General features: G+C 45.8%; 22 protein-coding genes and 3 pseudogenes. 6 read left to right on the forward strand and 19 right to left on the reverse strand.

Features of this window, described 5'->3' with window-relative positions; translation table 11 throughout:
- Positions 1 to 184: 184 nt before the first annotated feature.
- A complete protein-coding gene (locus ACFPXP_RS05965) occupies positions 185 to 1,069 on the reverse strand; it encodes a LysR family transcriptional regulator (protein ID WP_379893282.1) in 885 nt (294 codons plus the stop codon).
- A gap of 118 nt (positions 1,070 to 1,187) precedes the next feature.
- Here ACFPXP_RS05965 and ACFPXP_RS05970 point away from each other — a divergent pair, with 118 nt between their 5' ends.
- The 4 genes from ACFPXP_RS05970 (at position 1,188) to ACFPXP_RS05985 (ending at position 4,453) form a co-directional block, all read left to right on the forward strand.
- The gene (locus tag ACFPXP_RS05970) at positions 1,188 to 1,928 is read left to right on the forward strand and encodes an SDR family NAD(P)-dependent oxidoreductase (protein ID WP_379893283.1); all 741 of its coding nucleotides are present in this window, start codon (positions 1,188 to 1,190) and stop codon (positions 1,926 to 1,928) included.
- Between the two features lie 109 nt (positions 1,929 to 2,037).
- Entirely contained in the window at positions 2,038 to 2,961 is a 924-nt protein-coding gene (locus ACFPXP_RS05975; RefSeq protein WP_379893284.1) for an NAD-dependent epimerase/dehydratase family protein, read from the forward strand.
- Positions 2,962 to 2,980: 19 nt separating this feature from the next.
- Positions 2,981 to 3,550 (forward strand): PadR family transcriptional regulator, encoded by a 570-nt coding sequence (locus ACFPXP_RS05980; RefSeq protein WP_379893285.1) that lies wholly within the window; start codon positions 2,981 to 2,983, stop codon positions 3,548 to 3,550.
- 141 nt (positions 3,551 to 3,691) lie between these two features.
- Positions 3,692 to 4,453 carry an SDR family oxidoreductase gene (locus tag ACFPXP_RS05985; protein WP_379893286.1) on the forward strand — a complete coding sequence of 254 codons (762 nt, stop codon included), beginning with the start codon at positions 3,692 to 3,694 and terminating at the stop codon, positions 4,451 to 4,453.
- A gap of 82 nt (positions 4,454 to 4,535) precedes the next feature.
- Here the strand turns inward: ACFPXP_RS05985 and ACFPXP_RS05990 are convergent, their stop codons facing one another.
- The 3 genes from ACFPXP_RS05990 to ACFPXP_RS06000 all read right to left on the reverse strand — a co-directional run bounded on the left by ACFPXP_RS05990 (position 4,536) and on the right by ACFPXP_RS06000 (position 7,002).
- Positions 4,536 to 6,023 carry a catalase gene (locus ACFPXP_RS05990; RefSeq protein ID WP_379893287.1) on the reverse strand — a complete coding sequence of 496 codons (1,488 nt, stop codon included), beginning with the start codon at positions 6,021 to 6,023 and terminating at the stop codon, positions 4,536 to 4,538.
- 278 nt (positions 6,024 to 6,301) lie between these two features.
- A complete protein-coding gene (locus ACFPXP_RS05995) occupies positions 6,302 to 6,631 on the reverse strand; it encodes a thioredoxin family protein (RefSeq protein ID WP_379893288.1) in 330 nt (109 codons plus the stop codon).
- A gap of 2 nt (positions 6,632 to 6,633) precedes the next feature.
- Complete coding sequence (locus ACFPXP_RS06000) at positions 6,634 to 7,002, reverse strand: MerR family transcriptional regulator (protein WP_379893289.1); 369 nt, start codon at positions 7,000 to 7,002, stop codon at positions 6,634 to 6,636.
- 188 nt (positions 7,003 to 7,190) lie between these two features.
- On the opposite strand from ACFPXP_RS06000, the gene ACFPXP_RS06005 reads away from it, so the two are divergent.
- Entirely contained in the window at positions 7,191 to 7,745 is a 555-nt protein-coding gene (locus ACFPXP_RS06005) for a DUF1697 domain-containing protein (RefSeq protein WP_379893290.1), read from the forward strand.
- A gap of 383 nt (positions 7,746 to 8,128) precedes the next feature.
- Here ACFPXP_RS06005 and ACFPXP_RS06010 read toward each other — a convergent pair.
- Positions 8,129 to 8,383 (reverse strand): annotated as a pseudogene (locus ACFPXP_RS06010) (thiamine pyrophosphate-dependent enzyme); the annotation flags it as partial.
- A gap of 163 nt (positions 8,384 to 8,546) precedes the next feature.
- On the opposite strand from ACFPXP_RS06010, the pseudogene ACFPXP_RS06015 reads away from it, so the two are divergent.
- Positions 8,547 to 8,717, forward strand: a pseudogene (locus ACFPXP_RS06015) (response regulator transcription factor); the annotation flags it as partial.
- 17 nt (positions 8,718 to 8,734) lie between these two features.
- Here the strand turns inward: ACFPXP_RS06015 and ACFPXP_RS06020 are convergent.
- From ACFPXP_RS06020 to ACFPXP_RS06085, 14 genes and pseudogenes are all read right to left on the reverse strand, one after another.
- Entirely contained in the window at positions 8,735 to 8,923 is a 189-nt protein-coding gene (locus ACFPXP_RS06020) for a DUF4083 family protein (protein WP_379893291.1), read from the reverse strand.
- A 51-nt stretch (positions 8,924 to 8,974) separates the two neighbouring features.
- Positions 8,975 to 10,738 carry a protein kinase domain-containing protein gene (locus tag ACFPXP_RS06025; protein ID WP_379893292.1) on the reverse strand — a complete coding sequence of 588 codons (1,764 nt, stop codon included), beginning with the start codon at positions 10,736 to 10,738 and terminating at the stop codon, positions 8,975 to 8,977.
- 164 nt (positions 10,739 to 10,902) lie between these two features.
- Positions 10,903 to 12,225, reverse strand: coding sequence for an MATE family efflux transporter (locus tag ACFPXP_RS06030; RefSeq protein WP_379893293.1), 1,323 nt, complete (start codon positions 12,223 to 12,225; stop codon positions 10,903 to 10,905).
- A 536-nt stretch (positions 12,226 to 12,761) separates the two neighbouring features.
- A pseudogene (locus ACFPXP_RS06035) lies at positions 12,762 to 13,174 on the reverse strand (beta-ketoacyl-[acyl-carrier-protein] synthase II); the annotation flags it as partial.
- Between the two features lie 56 nt (positions 13,175 to 13,230).
- Positions 13,231 to 13,503, reverse strand: coding sequence for a cysteine-rich CWC family protein (locus tag ACFPXP_RS06040; protein WP_379893294.1), 273 nt, complete (start codon positions 13,501 to 13,503; stop codon positions 13,231 to 13,233).
- 146 nt (positions 13,504 to 13,649) lie between these two features.
- Entirely contained in the window at positions 13,650 to 14,426 is a 777-nt protein-coding gene (locus tag ACFPXP_RS06045; RefSeq protein WP_379893295.1) for a sulfite exporter TauE/SafE family protein, read from the reverse strand.
- A gap of 45 nt (positions 14,427 to 14,471) precedes the next feature.
- The gene (locus ACFPXP_RS06050) at positions 14,472 to 15,599 is read right to left on the reverse strand and encodes an MBL fold metallo-hydrolase (protein WP_379893296.1); all 1,128 of its coding nucleotides are present in this window, start codon (positions 15,597 to 15,599) and stop codon (positions 14,472 to 14,474) included.
- A gap of 47 nt (positions 15,600 to 15,646) precedes the next feature.
- Positions 15,647 to 16,219, reverse strand: coding sequence for a sulfurtransferase TusA family protein (locus tag ACFPXP_RS06055; RefSeq protein WP_379893297.1), 573 nt, complete (start codon positions 16,217 to 16,219; stop codon positions 15,647 to 15,649).
- A 56-nt stretch (positions 16,220 to 16,275) separates the two neighbouring features.
- Positions 16,276 to 16,572: a rhodanese-like domain-containing protein gene (locus tag ACFPXP_RS06060; RefSeq protein ID WP_379893298.1), complete on the reverse strand. Its 297-nt coding sequence runs from the start codon at positions 16,570 to 16,572 to the stop codon at positions 16,276 to 16,278.
- 46 nt (positions 16,573 to 16,618) lie between these two features.
- Complete coding sequence (locus tag ACFPXP_RS06065) at positions 16,619 to 16,981, reverse strand: rhodanese-like domain-containing protein (RefSeq protein WP_379893299.1); 363 nt, start codon at positions 16,979 to 16,981, stop codon at positions 16,619 to 16,621.
- Positions 16,982 to 17,009: 28 nt separating this feature from the next.
- Positions 17,010 to 17,489, reverse strand: coding sequence for a DsrE/DsrF/DrsH-like family protein (locus tag ACFPXP_RS06070; protein WP_379893300.1), 480 nt, complete (start codon positions 17,487 to 17,489; stop codon positions 17,010 to 17,012).
- A 68-nt stretch (positions 17,490 to 17,557) separates the two neighbouring features.
- Entirely contained in the window at positions 17,558 to 17,785 is a 228-nt protein-coding gene (locus ACFPXP_RS06075) for a sulfurtransferase TusA family protein (RefSeq protein WP_379893302.1), read from the reverse strand.
- 113 nt (positions 17,786 to 17,898) lie between these two features.
- Positions 17,899 to 18,159, reverse strand: coding sequence for a metal-sensitive transcriptional regulator (locus tag ACFPXP_RS06080; RefSeq protein ID WP_379893463.1), 261 nt, complete (start codon positions 18,157 to 18,159; stop codon positions 17,899 to 17,901).
- A gap of 208 nt (positions 18,160 to 18,367) precedes the next feature.
- Positions 18,368 to 23,668, reverse strand: a complete 5,301-nt coding sequence (locus ACFPXP_RS06085) for a polysaccharide lyase family 8 super-sandwich domain-containing protein (RefSeq protein WP_379893304.1) — start codon at positions 23,666 to 23,668, stop codon at positions 18,368 to 18,370.
- Positions 23,669 to 23,696: the final 28 nt, after the last annotated feature.

Here is a 23,696-nt window from a genome sequence, read left to right on the forward strand (position 1 = left end):
CTTCCTCTCGGAGTTTTTGGGTTTGGTCACTTGAAAACTTCTCCAAATTGGGGTGAAGTCCCTTTTTTATCTCTGAAAATCCTTCTGTAACAAGGGCTCAGGTTTCTGCAAAATGCTCATATAAGAATAAGATGGCTTGCTGCTTAATCATTTGATGCCCTGCTCCGTTAATAGGGGCAATAGATTACTTCCATTCCCATTGCTTTAAATACTTTACCAGCTTTATTCCAGCCAAATTCAAAGGATTTTCCGATGATTTCATCAGAATACCGATACTCATGTTCACTTGACTGCCGCTCATAGCCCGAATCGTTGTACCTTCCGGTGCCGGATTCAGCATGATTTTCGGAACTAGAGCCATTCCAAATCCACTCGCGACATAATGCTTCAAAGCAGTCATACTTCCGATTTCCATCGTATCGATCGAGGTCATTCCAGACTCCTGCAAAATCATTTCCAATTTTCTGCGATATGGACAGGTGGGCGATGTAATTAGCAGCCTGTACCCCTGAAAATCTTTCGGTTCGATCATATCTTTTATAGCAAGTGGGTGGTCTTTCGGCATCAAGAGCATAAATTCCTCGACAAATAACGGTTCAAAATAGAGCTCTGTGTTCATTTCTGCAGGAGAGCATATCGCTATATCTAAATTCCCCTTTAGAAGCCTCTCGCTAAGTATAGGTGTGTTGGATATATCGAGAGAGATTCGTATCTTAGGGAATTGAGATAAGAATTCAGCTAAGATGGCTGGAAAACGATGGCTTGCTGCAGGCTCTGTCACACCCATTCGGACTTCCCCTCCTTCTCCGGACATGAAATCCGATAGACTTGTCTGTAAATGCTCTACTTGCCTCGTAATGTGCAAGCTTTGTTCATAGAACAATCTTCCCGCTTCGGTTAATCGGATCTGCTTTCTCCCTCGTGCGAACAGCGCAACTCCTAATTCGGACTCAAGCTTTTGTATTTGCATCGTTACGGTGGATTGCGCATAATTCATTTCCTCCGCGGCCCGATGAAAGCTGCCGAAATTCACAATCGTTTGAAAGGTTTGTATCGCTTTTAAATCCATATGGCCTCCATAAGTTCAAAAATATTGAATTTATCGATCATTTCATTCAATTATACAGAATCAATTTTCCATTATACAATGAAACATATTCATCGAACAAAGAAGGAGCGTGTGACACATGGATTTGAACAATAAGGTTGCTTTGGTTACTGGCGGGGGGACCGGAATTGGCCGGGCCACTTGTATTGAACTAGCTGAGCGAGGAGCCGTCGTTGCTATTCATTATTCCCGTTCCGCAGCGGATGCGGAAGAAACCAAACGTGTGATCCTTAATAAAGGAGGACATGCCGTCACGGTCCAAGCCGATGTGTCTCAAGACCAGGAAATCAGGGAAATGATTCGCCACATTGTTCAGCAGCTAGGTACGATTAACCTGCTCGTCAATAACGCCGGCATCACTCGGCATATCCCGATGAGTGATTTGGAAGCCGCAACAGAGGATGTATGGGACGAACTTTACAATGTCAATGTGAAGGGCATGTTTTTTTGCGCACGGGCGGTTTCTCCTTATATGCTCAAGAATCAACAAGGAGCGATCGTCAACATTGGCAGTATCGCGGGAACAACCGGTTTAGGCTCTTCACTTCCTTATGCCGTATCCAAATCTGCCGTTCACGGCCTGACGAAATCATTGGCCCGCGCGTTAGCTCCATATATTCGAGTAAACTGTATTGTACCAGGTGCTGTTGCCACAAGATGGTGGGAAGGCAGAGAAGATCAAATGAAGCAGCTGGCTCCAAATCTTCTGCTGCAGCGCATATCCATTCCAGAAGATATTGCCAAAAGCATTTGTTCAGCGCTGTCCCAGGAATCGATGACGGGACAAATCATAACCGTCGACAGCGGTCAAACGCTCTAATGGATGTAAGCGAGGATAAATTCGATTATTCCTTCCACAAAATGGCTGACATTACCTCAATTTATATATTATAATAATATATATTTATAAAATGTAGGTGGTGTTGTCGTTGCAAATCATATTTGGTGCGGGTGCATTAGGTCAAGCCGTGATGCGTGAATTACTGCGCAAAGGGAAACAAGTCCTAATGGTTAATCGTTCTTCCATCCCTGCATTGCCAGAAGAAGTGGAATGGGTTCAAGGAGATGCGAGAGATGTGCATTTTTGCAATCAAGTATGCAAAGATGCAGACGTCATATACAACTGTATCGGTATCCCCTATCATAAGTGGGCACAAGAATGGCCTGCCATTCAGCGCGGTATCATCGAAGGAGCCGCTTCAAGCCAGGCCAAGCTGATTTATGCCGACAATCTATATGGCTATGGAGCGCATGAAGGGCCGCTGCATGAAAATCTACCGTACCGTCCGGTTGGAACCAAAACATCCGTTCGTGCAAAGCTTTCACAAATGGTGCTGGAAGCACATCGTCAAGGAAACATTCGTGCTGCGATCGGCCGTGGCTCTGACTTTTATGGTCCTGGGGTACGATCAGCGGTATTGGGAGAGCGGGTATTTCAAGCTGCACTGCTTGGAAAGCCTGTCGAATTGATAGGAGACATCGATCAACCTCATACGCACATTTATATTGACGATTTCGCATGCGGGTTAGTATCCCTCTCAGAAAAGGATGAAGCGCTGGGACAGATTTGGCATATTCCAGCTGCCGAGACCGTCACGACCCGCCAGTTAGTTGAACTCATTTTTCACGAAACCGGCTGCTCGCCCAAATATCGAATTGCACGCGGCCCCCTGTTAACCGTCATGGGCTGGTTCAGCCCCACCATGCGGGAGTTTAAAGAATTGACGTATATGTTCCATCGTCCGTTCATTGTAGACCACAGCAAATTCGAAAATGCTTTCGGTATTCGCATGACACCGCATCAAGAGGCCGTGAGGAGAACCATGGATTGGTATCGAAAAAACCAAAAATAACACGGATGGAGAGAAAAAGGTGTCGCGTTCAAAAACAAAAATAAAAACCAGCATGTTCGCAGTACTAGGTATATTGGCAATAGGCCCTCAAAGCGGTTACGATATCAAGAAGCTGATGGAGCGAAGCACTCGTTACTTCTGGAACGAGAATTACGGACAGATCTATCCCCATCTAAGTGCGCTGTTAGACAATCAGGATGTGACGATGCATATTGAGAAACAAGACGGCAAGCCGGATCGGAAGGTGTATACCATCACAGATAAGGGAAAGAAATCGCTGGAGGATTGGCTGCGCACCCCGTTAAAATTATCCATCATGGAACAGAAGAACGAGCTTTTGCTCCGTTTATTCTTTGGACAACATGCATCTCCGGAGACAAACATCCAGCATTTGAAATCGTTAAAGGAACAGTTGCAGGATCAATTATTTGTGTTGGAAACGATGGAGGATGAAATTCGCAGCTGCCATCCCGATGATCCAAATCTCACCTATTGGTTAATCACCATCAATTACGGAAAGCTGCAGTCAAAAGCGCTCATCGAATGGTGTGAGGATAGTATCCAGCTGCTAAACGGATCTGCTGAATGAAATCGCTTTGCAGGTCTGAATCGGTTGTAACCAATGAGTAAGATGATGAATGAGTAATATGTATCGATTCATGGCAAAATTAGCATGGATGATGGCATCGATACCGATTTGGATCCTAACGATTGAACGGAGGCAGCCTGTATGAACATATCCGGAAATACAATTCTGATTACCGGCGGCGCGTCAGGTATTGGACTGGCTTTTGCAGAACGGTTTCTGAATCGTGGCAATGAAGTTATTATTGCGGGACGCAGCGAAGAGAAGCTTAAAGCGGCCAAGATCAAATATCCAGCTTTGCACACGAGGGTATGTGACGTTTCGAATGAAGCCAATCGAAGATCCCTGCTCAACTGGATTACCGATCAATTTCCATCGCTCAATGTATTAATCAATAATGCGGGAATTCAACAGCGCATCAATCTTTTGCAGGCGGCTAAGGACTGGACCGATTACCGCAACGAAATCTGCATAGGCATGGAGGGACCTATTCATCTTTCGATGCTATTCATTCCTCATCTGATGAAAAAAGATCACGCAGCCATCATAAACGTCACTTCAGGACTCGCCATTAGGCCCGGCGCATGGGTTCCCATTTACAGTGCGACCAAAGCAGCCCTCCATTCATTCACCGTATCTTTGCGGCTTCAATTGGCAGGCACAAACATCAAAGTGATTGAAGTGTTTCCGCCAGCGGTCAATACCGACCTCGGGGGAATGGGGTTACATACCGCGGGGGCACCGTTGGATGATTTCGCGGATATAGTATTCCGTCGTTTCGAAAACGGAGATCTAGAAATTGGCTATGGCGATTCCGAAAAAAGACTCCGTGCCACCAAGGAAGAAATTGACCAAGGAACAAAGCAAGCATGGGAAAGCTTCCTAACCCATAACCCTGCATTTTAGAATACCTTGCGAACAAAGAGTCCGCAATGCTGAACGCAATGGCGGACTCTTCATATCTCAAAGGTTTATATATTATGGATCATTACGATTTCGCAATCGCAGCTTCCACTTCACTCATCGAAATGCCCAGCGCATTTGCAACGCCTTCACCGTAAGCTTTGTCAGCACGGTAGCAGTTGCAGATATGTCGAAGCTGAATGTCTTTCGTTGTTCCTTGCATGGCACGAGCCGTATTCTCGAACAAGCGCTGCTTCTCTTCGTCGCTGAACAGGTTGAAGAGTTTGCCTGGCTGCTCGTAGTAATTGTCGTCGTTTTCACGGAAGTTCCAATGGCTTGCATTCCCGAACAGATCCAACTCTGGCTCTTGATGCTCTTTGCTGTCGTCAAATACACCGTAGCTGTTCGGTCTGTAAGGAGCAGCGTCTCCCACGTTCGGATGAACTCTCATTGCGCCGTCTCTGTGGTAAGGGCAGAAGTTCGCCGCATTCTTCGGATAGTTGACTGGAATTTGCCAGTAGTTTACGCCCAAACGGTAACGCTGCGTATCGCCATAAGAGAACAATCTTCCTTGCAGCATTCTGTCTGGAGAGAATCCGATCCCTGGAACGATATTAGCAGGAGAGAAAGCCGCTTGCTCTACTTCTGCGAAATAGTTCTCAGGATTGCGGTTTAATTCCAGTTCCCCAACTTCGATCAGAGGGAAATCCTTCTTGTACCATACTTTCGTCAAGTCAAACGGATTGTAAGGCATGTTGTTCGCTTGTTCTTCCGTCATGACTTGGATGTACATTTTCCATTTCGGGAAGTTGCCATTTTCAATCGCTTCGAACAGGTCTCTTTGATGACTGTCGCGATCTTGACCCACGACTTCTTGCGCTTCTTGGTCTGTCAAATTTTTGATGCCCTGCTGGGTCTTGAAATGAAACTTCACCCAAACTCGTTCATTGTCTGCGTTGATCATGCTGAACGTATGGCTTCCGAACATGTGCATATTGCGGTAGCTGGCTGGAAGACCGCGGTCACTCATGACGATGGTCACTTGATGAAGCGCTTCAGGCAGGCTCGTCCAGAAATCCCAATTCGCTTGAGCGTTATGCATGTTTGTCTTCGGATCACGTTTTACGACGTGGTTCAGATCCGGGAACCTCTTAGGATCTCTTAAGAAGAATACAGGTGTGTTGTTACCAACTAATTCCCAGTTCCCTTCCTCCGTGTAAAATTTGATCGCTGTACCGCGGATATCGCGTTCTGCGTCTGCCGCACCGCGTTCGCCCGCAACGGTAGAGAATCGGATAAACACTTCCGTTTGCTTTCCGATCTCGGAGAACAGCTTCGCTTTCGTGTATTTGGTGATATCATTCGTCACCGTAAATGTACCGTATGCTCCGGAACCTTTCGCATGCATCCGGCGCTCAGGAATGACTTCACGGTCAAAATGCGCCATTTTCTCCAAAAGCCAAACATCTTGCAGCAGTACCGGTCCTCTAGGACCTGCTGTCATTGTATCGTCATCATTTGCAACAGGAGCTCCAAACGCTGTAGTCATTTTCTTGTTTTCTTTATTGTCCATGGTATGTCCTCCTCTTATTTATAATAATTATTGTTTAGTAATTGATCTAATCATACTATTTAAATCTTCTGGAATCAATGCTTTTAAAATGAAGATTTGATGAGAATAAAAGAAAAATAGAACCATACATTCCGATCATCCTTCTAGATATATATTCCAATCGAACAGAAAAATACATATTGAAGTAAGCGCTGCCACAAATTTAATGATCTTCAACAGCTCTTTAGCCAAGAAAAAAAGCATTGCTGCAAAGAACAATGCCGAAAACTGGTTCATTTTTATTTAGCGGGCACAACGTATTTATCCAACACACTTTCATAAAGACTTTTTGGCCTTAAACCTACGAGTTTCTCCACCGGTTCCCCATGATGAAATACAATGACCGTCGGCAGCGACATCACACCGAATTGGTCAGCAGTCAATGGAGATTCGTCGCAATCCAACTTCAGAATTGCCGCATGTTCCCCATATTGATCGGCTAGCTCATCCAATATCGGCAGCAGCACCTTGCACGGCGGACACCATTTTGCACCGAACTCAACTAGAGTCGTTCCGCTGCTTCGCAATTCCATTTGAAAGTTATGATCGTTAACCGAAAGTACGCTCATCTCTATTCCTCCAGTCTTTGATTTCGTTCGAGAAGGATTGAGGATATACGCTCACTCAGGTTTTGCCTAATTTGAGACAGCAATCGGATCTGCTCGTCAATTTCGCTGAGCTTCTGCTGATATATAGGAAGCACTTCTTCACAAAATGATTCTTTATTCTTCAGCACACAATGCAGAAATCCTTTAATCTGCTCTGTTGACAAGCCCAGCTTCAAGTAAAACTGGATGATCCGAACCTGCTCCTCCGCTAAGATTGAATATTCCCGATAGCCGTTGTCTTGGCGCAGCGGACTCAGCAATCCCTGCTGCTCATAGTAGCGGAGTGAACGAATACTGACTCCTGTTTTTTTCGACAGTTCCCCAATTTTCATGGCGTCCCTCTCCTCTCGTTACATTTCCATTCTAAATGGTGACACTAATGTCAGGGTCAAGAGCTAAAAATATTTTCCCATGTGTTCTAATCCATGTTATTTATATCCGATCCCTTTTGGGGAGGAAGGCTTCGCCACTGTAACGAATAAGTATGATAAGAAGGAAAAACCATGTTGGGAGGATACACATGATCTATGTCGCACTTCTTCGGGGAATCAACGTTGGCGGAAATAACAAAATAGATATGAAGCAGTTGAAAAAAGCTTTTGAGGATGCAGGTATGCACCATGTTGTCACTTATATCAATACAGGCAATATCATCTTCGATTCCGATATTCCTTCCAAAACAGACATTTCCCGCATCCTTGAACAAGCTATTCAAGATGTTTTCGGTTTGCAGATTAAAGTACTTGTCCGCAGTATAGACGATATGGCCAAAGTAATGGATTCCCTTCCGGAGCATTGGACGAACGGCCAGCAGATGAAGAGCGATGTCATGTTCTTATGGGATGAAATCGATGATGAGTCGATTCTCGAACAGCTGCAGGCGAAACCGGATATCGATACGGTCATTTACTTACCTGGTGCGATCCTGTGGTCAGTAGAACGACAACATGTTACGAAAAGCGGCATGCACAAAATCATCGGTACGAAGATCTATCGTCAGATGACTGTACGAAATGTCAACACGACTCGTAAAATTGTTGAGCTGATGCTGGCCGCGAAGTCAGCCACTTCATAAGATTCATGTTAGAGCTGAATTCGATACCCAGAAAAAAGTGTATCATGAATTCAGCTCATTCCATGTTTCGATGATCCAATTGGCAAGCAGCGACTCTTCTTCAAACTGCGGGTAATGGGCGGAGTTATCAAAAATGACATAGTCTTTGATGGGTGCCTCTAGCTATTGAAAATACGCCCTCGCGGCGGTTACAGAAGTCATGTAATCATATTTGCCCATCACAAAATAAACAGGGATCTCTACTTGATCGAATTCATCAAGTCCCGACACTCCGATCCATTTGCTGCGTCCGCAGCTATCTTTTTATTTATCCCCCCTTAGTTTAACGTATCTTTTGCTCCTTTTTGTTATACTGTGGACGGATTTAATTCTGCGGCTTAAATGATACCGTATGCTTCTGCCAACCTCACAAAATCAGGGCTGCCTGAAAGATCAATGTGGCTGTATCTGCCTTCGTGAATAAGTTCCTGCCACTGCTTAATCATCCCGAGGGTCTGATTGTTAATAATGACAATTTTGACGGGGATTTGATGGATCGCACAGATCGCAAGCTCCTGAAAGCACATCTGAATTCCTCCATCTCCGTTGACTGAGATGACCAATGCGTCAGGCTTTCCGATTTGTGCCCCGATCGCTATGCCTACTGCGTAAAGCCCCCACATTCCTTTGCCGCTTTCTATACGCGATGGATGTAGAAAACTTGGAAGCGATTGAACTACGCAGTGATATCGTTCGCTGGTTGATCGATTATATTCAGTCGGGTATCCGTGCCTTTCACATTCACGATAAAGGGAACAGGAAGTAGCCAAGCTGCTTGTAGAGGGACAAACCAACGCCCATATTGCCTCAACGCTATTTATCAGCGAAGCGGCGGTTATAAAACATGTGCAATCGATGCTGCATAAAACCAGACTACATAATCGAACGCAGCTAACCAATTTCATTTTGCTCAAAAGGCTCCATAAGGGGTGAGCCTCACGAGAAAGCTTCTATGACTTCTGTTTTTCCATAAGCTCTATAATACGATCCAGCTTTCGGCTGATCGTGGCAAGGTATTCTTTTTTTGAAGAAGCATGCAGTATGATTCTTCGGATAAAAAGCGCGAATGAAACGATGAATACTACGGTCAGCGCTATAACAAGAACGGAAGCAATGACAGAGGCGATACTCTTTTCCATAATTATCGGACACCCATCTTTTTGTACCACTATAACATATTTATGGAATATTCATGGATGATCCCCTTCCTCGAGCAATCCAAGGGCGTGTGCGGCCGCTGCGGCCTTGATCCGGCGGTCCACTTTCAATTTGCGATATATATTCTTTAAATGCGCTTTTACGGTTTCCGAAGTTATAGACATTTGTTCAGCAATTTCTTTATTTGTCAGGCCTTTTGCAATCCACTGCAATACGGCTTTTTCTCTAGAGGTAAGCTCTATCAGATGCGGCAATAGCTCCGCTGTCTGGTGTGAACTCGTTAATCCGCTAGGCATACCTGTGTAGGTCGCAATAAATAACGCCTGAGATGCTAATTGCTGTAAGGTAGATAGCCGTTCCGGAATAAAAGCTTTCGCAATAAAACGATTCGAGAGCAGCAAACATCCCTTTACTTCGCCATCCTTGATCAGGGGCAGGGCCAGCATAGATACTTTCCCTTCAGATGGATGCTTGTCAGAAAGTGATACGGCTTTCGTTTTCCGGCTCGTACGCAGCATTTGCTGACTACGCAAACATTCCTGCACAACACGCCTTGCAGAACGAGGACAAGTCCGTAGTAAAACATTCACAGGCTCTGCTGTCCACCTTCCCTGCCTAACTTCCTTCATCCATTCTACACGAGGCTCATGAGACGGATTCATAATAAACCAAGCCTGATCCGCCCCAGCCGTGAGCATGACGAGTTTCATCATGTCTTGAATCATGACTCGATGACTCGTTTCCTTCACAAACAGTTGGGATGAACGTACCATCGCCGCCAAATCCAGCATATGGGGATAATTTGAATTCGGCTCGGCGTTCGCTGAGGAGGCAGGCAGCGGGACAAGCTTTTGTAAGGTTTCCCCTTCCATTGACGCTGCTTCATGGATATGAGCTGCCTGATCAGACGTTTCTGCCTTAAACGAATGGTCGCTCCGTTGCTCGGTTTTCCCTTCCTGACCTTCATAGCGGAAGGTAGTAACTTCCTCCAAAGCGAATACCAAATCCGTTAACAGCGCGTCCGCTTGTGGATAGCGGACGTCGGGATCCTTAGCCAGCAATCTTCTTAAGATATTCTGTAGACGTAACGGCAGTGCTGTATCTAATAGCGACCACCGTGGATCTTCTGCCATATGTGCATGAGACCATCCTAAAGCATCAGCTGCTGAATATGGCAAGGATCCCGTCAGCCATTCAAAAAAGGTAACGCCCAATGAGTACAAATCAGCCCGATGATCAACGGTATGTTCCATTCGTCCCGTTTGTTCCGGTGACATATAAGGGGGGCATGCTTCGAGCAGCGTCATCTGGGTCCGCGGCCTGCCGCCGTAAGTAAGCGAGGTAGCGTAGCCAAAGCCTGATAAGTACACACGCATCGTTTCCGGTTGAATGAGAATCGTATCAGGTCGGAGATTCAGGTGCACGACATTGCTTTCATGCAGCTCAACCAGTAATTTCGATATCCGGATGGCAAGGGTGAAAAATGCATCTATGGACGAAAATTGAGTCGTATAGTAACGCCGCAGTGTGACGCCATTTATCGGTTGATATTGCAGGGCCATCGTGTGTCCGTGAACGATCGGCTGTTCCGGCCTCAAAATACCTTCCATCTGCAAACCGGAGGCAATGGTGTATTCATTCATGATCTTTGCATTTTCAATCATTGTCCGGTTGCTTTCTTTTACGAGCTTTAAAAGTGTCCGGTTGCCTGTGTTCTCCGAATATGCGTAACAAACAAGTATGTAGGGATCTTCATAAATGACATCGTGGAATTGAAATCCGGGGAGTGTCAGCATTGCAATTTCCTTTTCTATGAGAAATATTGGATATATTCATATCATCAGTGCATCCTGTATAAATTCGTTAAAGCCGTTGCCGATTCCTTCTAATGTCTACTTTTAAATCATGTAAAAAAGAGGACCGCCGCGCGAACACGCTTCAGACCTCTTACCACCCTGCTTTAAATGAGTTTATGCCTGTACCACCGATCTCCCTTAAAGCGCCAAGCGAACAATATCCCGCGAACTCCCCACTCTACAACCATGGCAATCCATACTCCGATAATACCGTAACCCAATGTGACGCCCAGAATATATCCTAAAATAACACGTATCAACCACATCGTGATTAAGGCTGTAATGGATGTGAACTTTGAATCCCCTGCTGCGCGCAGTGCAGAAGGCAGGACAAAACTGAACGTCCAAAGAATCGGCTGAGTGATCGAGATCAACAGAATCAACTTAAAGATCGTTGATATAATCTCCTCCGGCGGTGAAAACATATTCACCAATAGTGGAAACAAAGGCAGGATAATGGCGGCCGAAGCAATAAAAACCCACATCGACAGCTTCATGAAGGACATGACATATTTCCTTGCGTCCTGCACGTCACCTCGTCCTATACATTGACCTACTACCGTCACAATAGCAATACTGAGTGCCGACGCACCTGTTTGCAGCAGCATCGAAAGCGCATTGCTGATTGCATTAACTGTTAATGCCAGCGTCCCGAATTGGACAATGAACGTCTGTGTCAGAAGCTTGCCTCCGTTAAAAAAAAGCTGCTCTGCAGCAAAAGGAATACCGATGTACATGATTTTCCGAATAATCGAAAGCTCCAGTTTAAAAGCATGTTTTAATTGAAAGTGAATCATTGGGCTGTGTTTGACCAAATAGATTATGGAAGCGGCCATGCCAAGTACTCTGGCCAAGATCATGGATAAGATTAAACCCTTGATCCCCATGTTTAAAACGATAATAAACACCACATTTAAAACGAAGTTTGTTAAATTCAAAAAAACGGACAAAAACAGACAGACCTTGGTTTCCGCCACCCCTCGAAGCACTCCAATGACGGCCTGATAAATCGCGAAAAATGGAAAGGTGATACAACTGCCAATTAAATACAGCTTTGCCCCTTCAAATACGTCAGCCTCTGCACTCCCAAACAAACCATTCAACGTCGGATTGTGAAAAAGGATGACTAAAGCGCTGATCGCCAAGGAAACAATCGTGACCGTCGTGACCGCTTGGGATGCGGCCTTAGAGACCATTTCGGCGTTACCGCTGCCTTTATACTGTGCGACAATGACGGTTCCACCGGTCGCAACAGCGATAAACACATTCACCAAAAAAATATTGAGAGAATCGACCATGCTGACCGCACTGACCGCAGCTACGCCTGAGGAACTAATCATCGCAGTATTCAACATAGTCATAACCACAAGAAAGGCGTTATCCACAAAGATCGGGAGAATCATCGCGAAAATCTGTTTATAATTCATTGCTTTTCCGGTAAAGGACCGATTCAGAATTTCTGCCGACTTGTGTTTTATGCGTGCAACAGGCTGCATCATCTATGATCACTTCGCATTCGGATAATTCAGCAACTTGAGTGCTGCCGCCTCATGGCGTTGCATCATTATACCATAATGCAGAACATTTGTAGTTAGGCTGGCATGTCGTAATCCATCATTTTGCAAGTTCATTACCGCATTTTTGCCAACCCGAAGATCATAATAGGAGTATTCCTATGATTCTCTAAACAAAAGGAGACTTGACATGCCAACGGTACTTGCACCTTAGCGAAATCCGTTGTCATCTCCGAGCATAAAGCATGCAGTTCAATATCCGCTGTTATCGTTCTAAGCAATTCATATGTTTCTAAACAAAACATTCATGCGCTGCCACTTTTCATATACGATTATCATCCTTTAATCTGTTAGATTAGCTTATGCCAAAATGTAGCATGTTCCTAACAATTAATCTCATACGGACAGATATTCTTATAAATCGCTGTTTATTCCATTAAATCGTGCCATTAAGAGAGTGCTCTCATCACTATAACGGCATTATGTCCTCCGAATCCAAAAGAGTTCGAGATACCTATCTTGGCGCAAATTTCACGAGCTTCATTTGGAACATAATCCAAATCACATTCCGGATCAGCATAATCCTGATTGATTGTTGGAGGAACGATGCGCTGTTGCAAGGTCTTCACCAGAGCAGTAGACTCTAGCGCACTGGAAGCACTCAATAAATGGCCTGTCATCGACTTTCCCGCTGTAATCGGATCCGGTACGCATCATCCCCGAACCTTCTCTTAATTGACAATGTTTCCGAACGATCCCCTAGTGCAGTTCCGGTGGCATGGGCATTAATAACATCTACTTCCTCCGGTAAAATCCCCGCTTCTTGAAGAGCCATCCTCATCGCCCGATAGGCACCTGCACCTAATGAGGTTACATGCTTCGTTGTTCTTCTCGTTTCACATGTGTGCCACTGCCCGCCTACACTGGATGCTTGGACGATTGTGTATCATAAAATGCATCGACACATTTTTTGCAAATGCATGATTTTCCCCTTCGATCTTCGGGTATTCGCAAGCGAAGTTCAACAGGTACTTTCGTGTGAAAGCACCAGCAATCCTCCTGATGAACACGGCAATCATTGAGCTGAAGACATAAGGGGCATCTCTTCTCATCTTCAGATAGAATAGTACGATTCAAATAAATCCTCCTTGCATGGATTCGAATGATGACTCTAATCGAGTGCATCATCATGTTTTATAATCAAATTAACATATATCCAGCTGATATGAAAATATCATTAATGTTAATGTTACATAAAGATGCTCCGAGCAAAAGGCCAGCATTTCAGTTAAAAGTATCCCCTGAGCCAACTCTCCATCAGGGGATACTTTGTAGGATTATATCAATTCTAGCCATATTTTTACCGCCGTGGCCAATATGAGAGCAGCGAGCGTGGCCTGAAGCACTTTCGTATTTATTTTTTTACCCGCTAACGCTCCCAAAGGTGAAGCTATCAAGCTGGCCACAACCATGATCAGTGCAGGCCAATAATCTACTTGACCGGTTGTTATCTTACCAATGGTAGTACCGATTGATGAAATAAATGTAATCGCTAAAGAACTGGCGATGGTCATTCGTGTTGGTATTTTCAATACAACCAGCATAATGGGCACAAGCAAGAACGCTCCTGCTGCACCTACGATACCGGATCCCACACCAACGATAAAAGACAATGCGGCGGCAAGCCATGTACTGAACTTCACTTTGTCGAATGATACCTCATCCAAACCTTTTTTCGGTATAAACATCATGACCGCTGAAATCAATGCCAGCATACCGTAGGTGATGTTTATTCCGCTTTCCGACATCAGTCTGGAACCGTATCCGCCGATTAAGCTCCCGATTAAAATACTGGCTCCCATAGTACCAATTAACGACTTATTCAAATATCCTCCTTTACGGTAGGCCCATACTCCACCAATGGTAGCGAAAAACACTTGAATCGCACTAATTCCTGATACCTCATGCGCGCTGAATGCAGCAAGCCCGAATAAAGGGGGAATGTATAAGAGCATCGGGTATTTGATAATGGATCCGCCGATTCCCAGCATGCCGGAAATATATGAACCGATAAATCCGATCATAAAGATGACAATGATAAAGGAAACGTCCATGACCTCCTCCTTCCGATAAATTGAAATTCTTTTACTTATGCAGGATTATCGAATCGCGCAGCGGTTTGGACCGATTTCCATTTCACGCTGTGCATCTTTATCAGGCTTCAACATCCCCATGTTTGTTTTACGGATTTCCTGATAGGCATTCGGCTGCGGGGGTAAGTTCTCCGTCACCATGGCGCGAAATTGTGCTTCATCCTCCACATTTAGACCGTGGTTGTGAGTAAACAACGCTCCAAGCGCTGCTGAAACGGTGCCATCTTCATTCAGCTCGTCGATGTGCATAAAATGTGCCGGCAGCACAATGAGTTCTCTAGCAAGCTCACGGTATCGAACGTATAGACTTTCTCTCAAATCGCTGACCCAGTCCTCAGCCATACCGGCCAAGTCCGGTCTCCCAATCGAATCGATAAACAAAATGTCTCCGGAAAGCAAATACTGTTGATCTACGATAAATGAAGTGGAACCGATCGTATGCCCTGGGGAGTACAACGCGTTAATCTCCATCGCCGTTTCACCGACCGTTATCCGATTACCATTCTCCAGCGGCAAATAGTTGAACGTCACTTCCGCAGCATCCTTTGGCGGCAGCCAATATTTCGCACCTGTCTGCTCAGCGATGCTGCGCCCGCCTGAAATGTGGTCTGCGTGCAAATGCGTATCGAAAACATGTGTAATCTTTGCATCCCGTTTATTAGCAAAATCTAAATACGATTCCGTCATGCGAGTGGCATCAATAAGAGCAGCCTCACCACCGGAGATGATCATATAGGACAAGCAGCCTTTACCTGGACGTACAAATTGATACAGCTCCCCTCCGTTCTGCAGATCGCCGATTTTCACCGGCTCCAAGTGCTCGCTCCAAGCTTTCATCCCGCCCTGCAGATAAAAGACATCGAGTCCCGCTTCAGAAAGCATCTCCGCCACCATCACCGAGGAGCCTTCCTTCGCACATACGACCAACACCTGCATTTCCTTTGGAAGCTGTCCCAAGATCTCCTCTACCCCGTCAAGCAGTTCAAAATATGGCACGTTCAAATATTGGAAATTCCTTCCTTCGATCTTCCAATCCTGAAAATCACGTTCATTCCGTACATCAAGAATGAATAATGGTTCTTTGTTCATGACTTTTCTTGCTAATTCCTGTGAAGTCATCACTTGAATACCCATTCTATATACCCCCTGTGGTATTATTCTGACTAAAAAAAATGATGCAGCTACATTCCCTTCGTCTCTCCAGACCACTGGCTCATGCCGGGTACCACATTGATTACACGGCTGAACCCTTTCTCAGCAAGCTTCTGTGCAGCCAAATCACTGCGGCTTCCTGTACGGCATACCACGAAAATTTCATCATTCGTATTTAATTCGTGCATTCGTTCTTCCAGCTGTCCCAGAGGAATAGAGATGGCATGAGGAATATGGCCGAATACATACTCAGCTGCCTCCCTGACATCCAGGACAATACAAGCTGTGTTCTGTTCTATTTTTTGCGCCAATTCTTCATTGCTGATTGTTAGCGGATGTTTTCTCTCTAGGGACTCCGAATCAGACAGCTTCCGCAAATAATGCCTCAGCACGTCCCCTTCTTCGATGGTCCCTATATATTGATGGCCTGTACTCTCCGCCCAAGCCTTCAAATCCGCCTTCGAGCCTTTATCGGTAGCCAACACCTCAATGACTTGTCCTTGATTTAGACTGTTCATCGCCTTTTTCGTTTTTACGACCGGCATTGGACAAGCAAAGCCTTTGGCATCTAGTACGACGTTTGCTTGTATCGAATTCTTCATATGATCTGCCTCCTCTTGTAATATACCCAACACGGTATTAAGAATTTCAAAAAAATTTACTCGGTCTTCCCTTCCCAAGCCAGCATACCGCCAGCCATATTGATAACTTGATACCCATGTTCTTCTAGGAACTGAGATGCCCGAGCGCTTCTGCCTCCGGATCTGCATACGATAATGTATTCCTTCGACTTATCCAGCTCGTGCATCCGGAATTCCACAAGTCCCAATGGAATATTTACAGCACCCGGAATTTTCCCTTCCCGGACCTCTTCTACTTCCCGCACATCAATGATAAGGGGGCATTCGCCTTCAGCTAGCCTGTTTTCTACTTCTTTCGCTGTCATTTCTTTCATCCTTTCATTCCTCCTGTTCTAGTAAATATTTTTTTCAATGCTGAAGTTAACCTCTCCAAGCGCTCATTCCGCCGCGAACATTCGTAATTTGGTGGAAGCCGTGCTTTCTAAGCAGACTGCATGCCTTTTGGCTTCTCATACCGCTTTGGCAGATCACAACAACTTCTTTTTCTTTGGAAAGGGAAGATAGGCTTTCAGTCAATTGATGCAGCGGCATATTACTAAAGCCACGAATATGGCCTCCCTGATATTCCCCAGGGGTGCGAACATCAATATACTGTTTATTTTTTTCACCCAGCTCCTGTTTTAATTCCGCGGCACTTATTTGTCTCACGCCTTTAACAGGCATAAACCGTAAAACGAGCCAAATGACAACAAAAGCTATCATAATATATTGAATGATTCCCATCTCTACATAGGGCCTCCCATATCTTTTTTTAGATAAACATATTCACGCGGCCATCCTCGGCATCTGCTAAATACGCAGCGACTCCTGCAAATTCAATGCCCTCCAGTAATTCTTCCTTCTGAAGTCCCAGCAAATCCATTGTCATCATGCACGCTACCAGCTTAATCTCCTGTTCTTGTGCCATTTCGATGAGCTGCGGCAGTGGAACTGCGTTATGCTTCTTGATGACTTCTTTTATCATTTTAGGGCCAAAACCGGCAAAGTTCATTTTGGAAAGCCCCAGCTTATTTGCCCCTCTTGGCATCATCTTGGCGAACAGCTTTTCCAGCAAGCCTTTTTTAAGTGGAACCGGCTCATCTTTGCGCAGAGCGTTCAATCCCCAAAACGTATGAAAGATCGTTACTTCATGATCGTAGGCAGCGGCTCCGTTGGCAATAATGTAGGCCGCCATCGCTTTATCATAATCTCCACTGAATAAGATAATATTTGTCTTTTTCGTTTCAGACATGTAGAACCCTCCTATGAATCACTTTATATACCCACGCGGGTATATGAGCGACCAAAAAAATGTGCGAATTATCCTTTTTTAATCCAGAACTTCAATACCCCTCCATCTTCTTCATGCTTCAGCAGTTCATGACCGCTTGATTTCGACCAAGCTGCAAGATCTTTTTTTGCACCTTTATCCGTTGCATGAATTTCTAATATTTCACCGGACTGGAGCCCATTCATCGCCTTCTTCGTCTTTACAATCGGCATCGGACAAGCCAATCCTTTCGCATCTAACAATTTAGCTGCATTCATCTATAAACCTCCTCTTGAGTAGAACTGTTTTTTACATGTGTCGTCTTTATATACTACCCTTACCCCTATGGGTATATTACAAGGCTAAAAAAAGTTTGTCAACCCCTGAATCGTTATCTGCTTTTGACCAGCAGGTTGACGGCTTCCTTAATGAAATCCTCCGTATTTTCGCCTCTCTTCTCTGCTTCGAGCACACATTCCACAAGATTGGAGCTGACAATGACTCCCACGGTCCGATCTACAGCGGAACGAACGGCAGACAATTGTGTAATCACTTCTTTGCAATCTTTATTCTCTTCCATCATTTTAAGAATGCCGCGAAGCTGACCTTCCATCCGCTTTACTCGATTTTTCATTAGATCATTGTATTCCACTAGTCCATCTCCTTTCGCAAATTTTACGTCTTCATGGATTTTCACTCGATATACGACACAATATACCGTTACAGGTATATTGTCAATATCAACATCGAACATGTATTTCATTCCATTTTACATTTCGTTGATCACGAAATTTCTTATTCGTGTAAAAAAATGGACGGTCCACAGTAGACCGTCCTAATGGTTGGAGTGTTGCAAATCCTCAATCTAGCAATAACATCGCATCGCGAAGGAGTATGTCAGCCGCTTCAATTGATATATGCTTGCCGCGCTGGGCATTCAATTCATTCACGAATGCGGATAGACTTCCCTTCTCCAGCTTCACTAGCAGACTGTTCGCAATTCCCTGTTGATCGATCTCCCCATTTGCAGCGAACAAAAGAACTAAGCTTTTCAATGCCTGAACACTCGTTTCCGTATAAAATCTAATCTGCCTTTCATGGACATTTCCTGCGAAATCATATACTTGAACGGTAAGTACATGGAGCCCGGGCGTTAAGCGATAAAGTGCAATCGATTCATCAGCATGGATCACGGTCCCATCCAGTTTCACCACGGTCTTCTCCGCATCCACTCCAGAGCCTTCATCCGATACGGACAGTTCCAGTTTCATTTCACCTTCGTTTGAAAACACGGCTTCCTCTGCAATATTGAGAAGAACCTGAGGCGCTGTCTGGTCTAATCGAAAATGTACGGACTTCTCATTCTCCATATTCCCAGCTCGGTCCGTTGATAGATATAACAAGGTGTAATCCCCATCAATATGAATTGGAATGTTTACCACAGGCTGCTCGTATACATGCCAAGTGACTCCATGATCCATGCTGTATGACAGGCTGGAAGGGCCAGACCTATCGTCATAAACTTCAAGGGTGACCGAAAGAGGCTCGATATACCAACCATTCATTCCGTTCGGGTACTCGGGGAACAGCTTCACTAGGGTGTTCGGTGGTTGTTGATCCTCTTGAAACGCTATCGAGATAGAATGACCCGGAGTCTGAATGGACATTCCCTCCTGGACCAAATATACCTCCGAGAATGCCAATCGAATACTACCTGCCGGACCATTCGCCTGCTCTAATACACTAAAGCTGAGCTTCGGCAGCTCACCTCCGTACTCGTCATCGTTCTTCATGACCATGATCGTACCAGGATCTACTTCCTGAACGTCGTATTCGACCGAGCCATCCTCCGCTCCCTCGTACGTAAACACCTCTCGATCATAATGGATCAGCATACGCTCTGGTTCAGCGATGTATCCTTTTGAATCGAAATGCAGCGCTGCTTGAAAGGTTTCCCCGGGTAAAGCTCTTTCGGGAGCTGATATCGTTAATCCGGGATACAGTGCAGAATGAGGTAGCTTAAACCGATCTTCTTCAGAGGTGACACGAACATTATCAAGATAAAGGGAACCCGCTGCTGCATTGCTGAAAAAGAACAATCTTCCGACTCCTGTACTGTCTGTCCTGCGAAATCCGAATTGGCTTGCGGCCAATTGGCCATTCAAATACAAATCATACGTTTTCGTGTACGTATCCATATCGAGTCTGATATGCACCCACTCACCGGCTTCATATGGCTTGATGTTTTGTGCGGCTGCACCATTGAAGGCCTGTATATTACCGTTGCCGTTGAATAAGATGACGGCCAAATCCCGATTTGCCGAATCTCTTACATAAGGCGCTCCGAACGTCTGATTCCGCTGCTCAGGCAGAACCCAATACTCCACCGTCACTTTGCCCGTTCGTGAATCAAAGGTTCTTGTAGCCCCCGTTTGGCCTGTTCTCAGATTCATCAATCTTAAACTTCGATTGGAGCCGCTTGGTGTGCTGATAAATTGTACCGTTCCTCCCGTTTCATTAAAGCTCCATCCGTTCGTCCATTCCTCCCCGTTAAAATGGTCGCTTACTGTATAAATCGGCAGCTGCGCATTCCAATCGTCACTGTTTCGCTGATCCTCCTCCGAAGGCGCGGGCTGCATCGCGCTGGTTGTTCCTACCGAAACATCATCCACGAAGAACAAGCCGCTCGGTTGAACCTCGAATTTGGCTGCATCAAGTGCATCGGTTTGCTGGCGAAATGAAAGCCGCGCCGCTTTCCTCACCTCATCCATGTATACGTCATAAGTACCTGCAGCGGTATCGGCGAGGATTTGTATTTTATACCATCCATCCTTGCTATAGGACTGCAGCCAAACCTCATCCTTCCCATTCGAAGCCGTGATCCGTCCTCTTTCATCGAAAACGAGCTCTATCACGGGGGATTCATGATCACTGCTTTCTAATGAAACATTCACTCTCGAATTCGTTTGTCCTGACTTCATCCTAAATTCAGTGTAGACCAATCCTTCTTGCTGTTCGAAAGGGAGCAAGGCAGTGAGTGGCTCGCCTCCGCTCTGCAGCTTCAATTCAAGATCGCCGTTGGAACCAGCAGGCTGGATCGTAACCGCTTCTCCACCCTCTGCCTGAATATTCCAATGTGCGGGTATGCTGCCTGGCGTATCATGGTCAAAATATTGTTCCACTGCTTTTGTCATCCACTTACCGTATGTGGGATCTTCTATCTCCGGCGGCGCACCTGTATGGAATGTCCCTTCAACCCATAGCTGCGGACTTCCATAGGAATGCTCTTTACTGTGTATAGGGAGAAGAATATTCTCATAATCCGTCCCTGCTAAGACCAGCGTGACTTCATTCCTGCCGCCAGCCAGCTGTTGCTTCACGTAGTCCGTCACATCCAGCTCGTAGTATTTTTCCATCCCGTTTATAAAGACCGCATCCAGTACACTGCTTTCATACGGCGGTGCATTATTCCATGTGAGCTCTGTCTCCGACCACTGATTTCCGCTTCCCAGAACATTTAACAGCCCATATTCCCCAGAATCGCTGTAGCCGTGTACTCGCAGTACGGCGCGGTTCACAGATTCGGCGGTCGCTAAATCAAACTTGAGAAAAGCCCTTCGGTTCTTCGTCTCATCACCAGCATCCCGCACGGATAACGTTGTCGCCGTACCGAAGTTTTCGGAGGCTTTACTCCCGTGATGAATGGAAGCGTCCGCAACCGGAACATAAGATGCCGCAGTACGCTCAGCTGCATCATTTCTTGTTAATATAATTCGCTGCGTTCTCCCCCCGCTGCCGTGGGTCTGCACAGCCAGACGGATCGTCGGAGACAATTGCAGTACTTTTATGGATGAATCCGAAGAAACGACACCGGAAGCGCTTTGGTTCAGCTCTACTTCAATGATCCCTTCATTTTCCTGTGTCGGATCGCTAACTGAAATTTCCAATTCTTCGCCTCGATCATGAACCGCCACGGCCGCTTTCTTATCGACGGTCAGCATGCCATCGACCGTCCTCTTCACATCGCTCCAGAACAATGCCGCAAGGACATTCAATCGATTTTCCTTGACCGCATGAACATATTCATTCTGCTCTAGAACGGTCACATCCGGCTGAGATGAATACTGTGCCACCTGTTCTGAGGAGCGATCCGGCAGCACAATGTAACGATACGATTCGTCTTGAGGATTCTTCCCATGATCAAACCATAGCGTGAGATATCGGTTCGAGTAAGTATTGGGATCGGTCGCCATATCCGATACATCGCTCCATGTCCCGCTTCGTTCTTCACGAAGTGCGTGAATCGAAGCCCCATCCGGAAAAACATATCCAATATCAGCTCCTTCCGTACTGCCTTCGAGATGGGCCCACCGGATCTGATCGAATGGCGAAGCCCAGCCCAAGGACGATGGTTGAACCTCGCCATCGATGGTCAGCAGCTGATCAAGCTCCTTGTTCAATCGACGGTTCTCCACGATCGTCTCGATGGTCCTTTGATCTTGACTGCCAATATTGGATCCTAAAGCAACAATCTCGTCATCGAACGCGAACCACGACTTTCGAGCCGTCAATGTCGTTCCGTACCCCTCGAGCTCCATGCCCGATGCCCCGAATTGTTCCGCGATTTCTACACCGCCTACCCAACTTGCTGAGCTTCGTTTGTTGCTGTCTCCTTCTGGACGTTCATATTGGGCATCCACCGTCGTCCCTGGCAGCCGCTTCATGTTGACAGTCGCCCAATAATTATCGTTATACTGTGTGTAATCCTGATCATAGATATAGGTCATGCCGGAAGACGTGTACCACCCTCTTTTGTTCTCGCCATGGACCGTTTCAAAATCATAGATTCGTTCCGAAAACATACTGAGCCCAAATGCGTACGACGGTCTCTGCTGCACGGCTCGGTCCATGCCGGCATACTGCCGATAAGTCAAAACAGGAGCCGCAGCAACGGAATTATCCTCCAGAATGTCCTTCATCCTCAGCATCAATGGAATGGAAGCACTGTCCATATAATTGAAATCCGCTTTTCCCTGCGCCCATTGCTTCAGGTTCTGCTTGTATAGCGCCGCATTTTTCGAATCGGCGAATTCAGTTAACAGCAGCAGAGAGTCTATCAATTTATTCCCCTGTACGTGATCGCTCGCACCAGGACGAGCGATGGATCTGCCGTTCACCATGTCCATCATTCTGCCCTTATGAACAAGTGGAAGATAACCGTCATTCGTCCAAAGATATACGTTTTCCAGCCGAGGGTCCTCGATTTCCCAGGTGGAATCTTCTAATAAATACACTAAAGAAATCAACTTATTGTACTGCTCTAACCCATAAGTTCCGTTGTAAGCGTGACGGTCATGAGAGATGAAGGAACCGTCTCGGTACCATCCGTTACCTTGCTTCACAAAGGGATAGATGAGAGCCTCAAAATCACCCAATCGATCCCGTACAAGCGCAAGCCTCTCCCCGTCTTTTACGAGAATACCCCGAAGTGCTATCGGAAGTGATTCAGATAAACGATTCGCTCCGTAAGAAGGTGTGGTAGACAATGCATAAGTCGTCGGATCATGTGCGAACTTATGCACCGCATTCATATAATGATCCACTCTTTCCTCACCCAGCTCATCATACAGAAGGACCGTCGTATAAGCTAGCAGAGTAGGGATATTGATTTCCCAGTGGTGGTAGTTCACCTGCCAATCCAATCGCTCATTGTACTGATGTTCGTATACCCAGTCTAAGCCCTGTATCAAATCGTCCAGCATTTCCGCATTTCCTTCCAGATCCGAACCTTTCGTGCAGTAAGCGATAGCCATCCGATACAGGCGCTTGTAATTTTCATAAATATGGGCGGAGTCGGGGTATTGATTCGGATGAACATTCTCCCATAAAAAGTCACGGTCTGCTTCAGTGTTCATTTCGTTCCAAGCTGCCCGTGCGTCAGCCGTAATCCGATCAATTCTTGCTTGCAGCTCAGGTTCCGTTACGGGCAGCTCATACATATTTTCGCCTGTTAAATAATAACGCCATTTGAGTCTGAGCTCGTCGAATTCATCAGACGATTGATCTGCAGAAGCATTTTCTTTATACATCATGAAAGCGGCCAATATGATCATAAGCAGCAAACACATCATGCCGGCTTTGCGCATTCCTTCTTTTACCAATGAACGTCCGCTCCCCTCCACCTGAGAA

It is taken from the genome of Marinicrinis lubricantis, from assembly GCF_042658665.1.
In the GTDB taxonomy this organism is placed as follows: domain Bacteria; phylum Bacillota; class Bacilli; order Paenibacillales; family KCTC-33676; genus Marinicrinis; species Marinicrinis lubricantis.

Coding starts and splice junctions, on each gene's coding strand:
- ACFPXP_RS06070 (WP_379893300.1), bottom strand. CDS start 17,489: ATGTCTGAAACGAAAAAGACAAATATTATCTTATTCAGTGGAGATTAT.
- ACFPXP_RS05995 (WP_379893288.1), bottom strand. CDS start 6,631: ATGAGCGTACTTTCGGTTAACGATCATAACTTTCAAATGGAATTGCGA.
- ACFPXP_RS06030 (WP_379893293.1), bottom strand. CDS start 12,225: ATGAATTATAAACAGATTTTCGCGATGATTCTCCCGATCTTTGTGGAT.
- ACFPXP_RS06075 (WP_379893302.1), bottom strand. CDS start 17,785: ATGAATGCAGCTAAATTGTTAGATGCGAAAGGATTGGCTTGTCCGATG.
- ACFPXP_RS05970 (WP_379893283.1), top strand. CDS start 1,188: ATGGATTTGAACAATAAGGTTGCTTTGGTTACTGGCGGGGGGACCGGA.
- ACFPXP_RS06055 (WP_379893297.1), bottom strand. CDS start 16,219: ATGAAGAATTCGATACAAGCAAACGTCGTACTAGATGCCAAAGGCTTT.
- ACFPXP_RS06045 (WP_379893295.1), bottom strand. CDS start 14,426: ATGGACGTTTCCTTTATCATTGTCATCTTTATGATCGGATTTATCGGT.
- ACFPXP_RS06040 (WP_379893294.1), bottom strand. CDS start 13,503: ATGATGATGCACTCGATTAGAGTCATCATTCGAATCCATGCAAGGAGG.
- ACFPXP_RS06025 (WP_379893292.1), bottom strand. CDS start 10,738: ATGCTGACACTCCCCGGATTTCAATTCCACGATGTCATTTATGAAGAT.
- ACFPXP_RS06020 (WP_379893291.1), bottom strand. CDS start 8,923: ATGGAAAAGAGTATCGCCTCTGTCATTGCTTCCGTTCTTGTTATAGCG.
- ACFPXP_RS06050 (WP_379893296.1), bottom strand. CDS start 15,599: ATGGGTATTCAAGTGATGACTTCACAGGAATTAGCAAGAAAAGTCATG.
- ACFPXP_RS06000 (WP_379893289.1), bottom strand. CDS start 7,002: ATGAAAATTGGGGAACTGTCGAAAAAAACAGGAGTCAGTATTCGTTCA.
- ACFPXP_RS06060 (WP_379893298.1), bottom strand. CDS start 16,572: ATGAAAGAAATGACAGCGAAAGAAGTAGAAAACAGGCTAGCTGAAGGC.
- ACFPXP_RS05965 (WP_379893282.1), bottom strand. CDS start 1,069: ATGGATTTAAAAGCGATACAAACCTTTCAAACGATTGTGAATTTCGGC.
- ACFPXP_RS05985 (WP_379893286.1), top strand. CDS start 3,692: ATGAACATATCCGGAAATACAATTCTGATTACCGGCGGCGCGTCAGGT.
- ACFPXP_RS05990 (WP_379893287.1), bottom strand. CDS start 6,023: ATGGACAATAAAGAAAACAAGAAAATGACTACAGCGTTTGGAGCTCCT.
- ACFPXP_RS06065 (WP_379893299.1), bottom strand. CDS start 16,981: ATGGGAATCATTCAATATATTATGATAGCTTTTGTTGTCATTTGGCTC.
- ACFPXP_RS06005 (WP_379893290.1), top strand. CDS start 7,191: ATGATCTATGTCGCACTTCTTCGGGGAATCAACGTTGGCGGAAATAAC.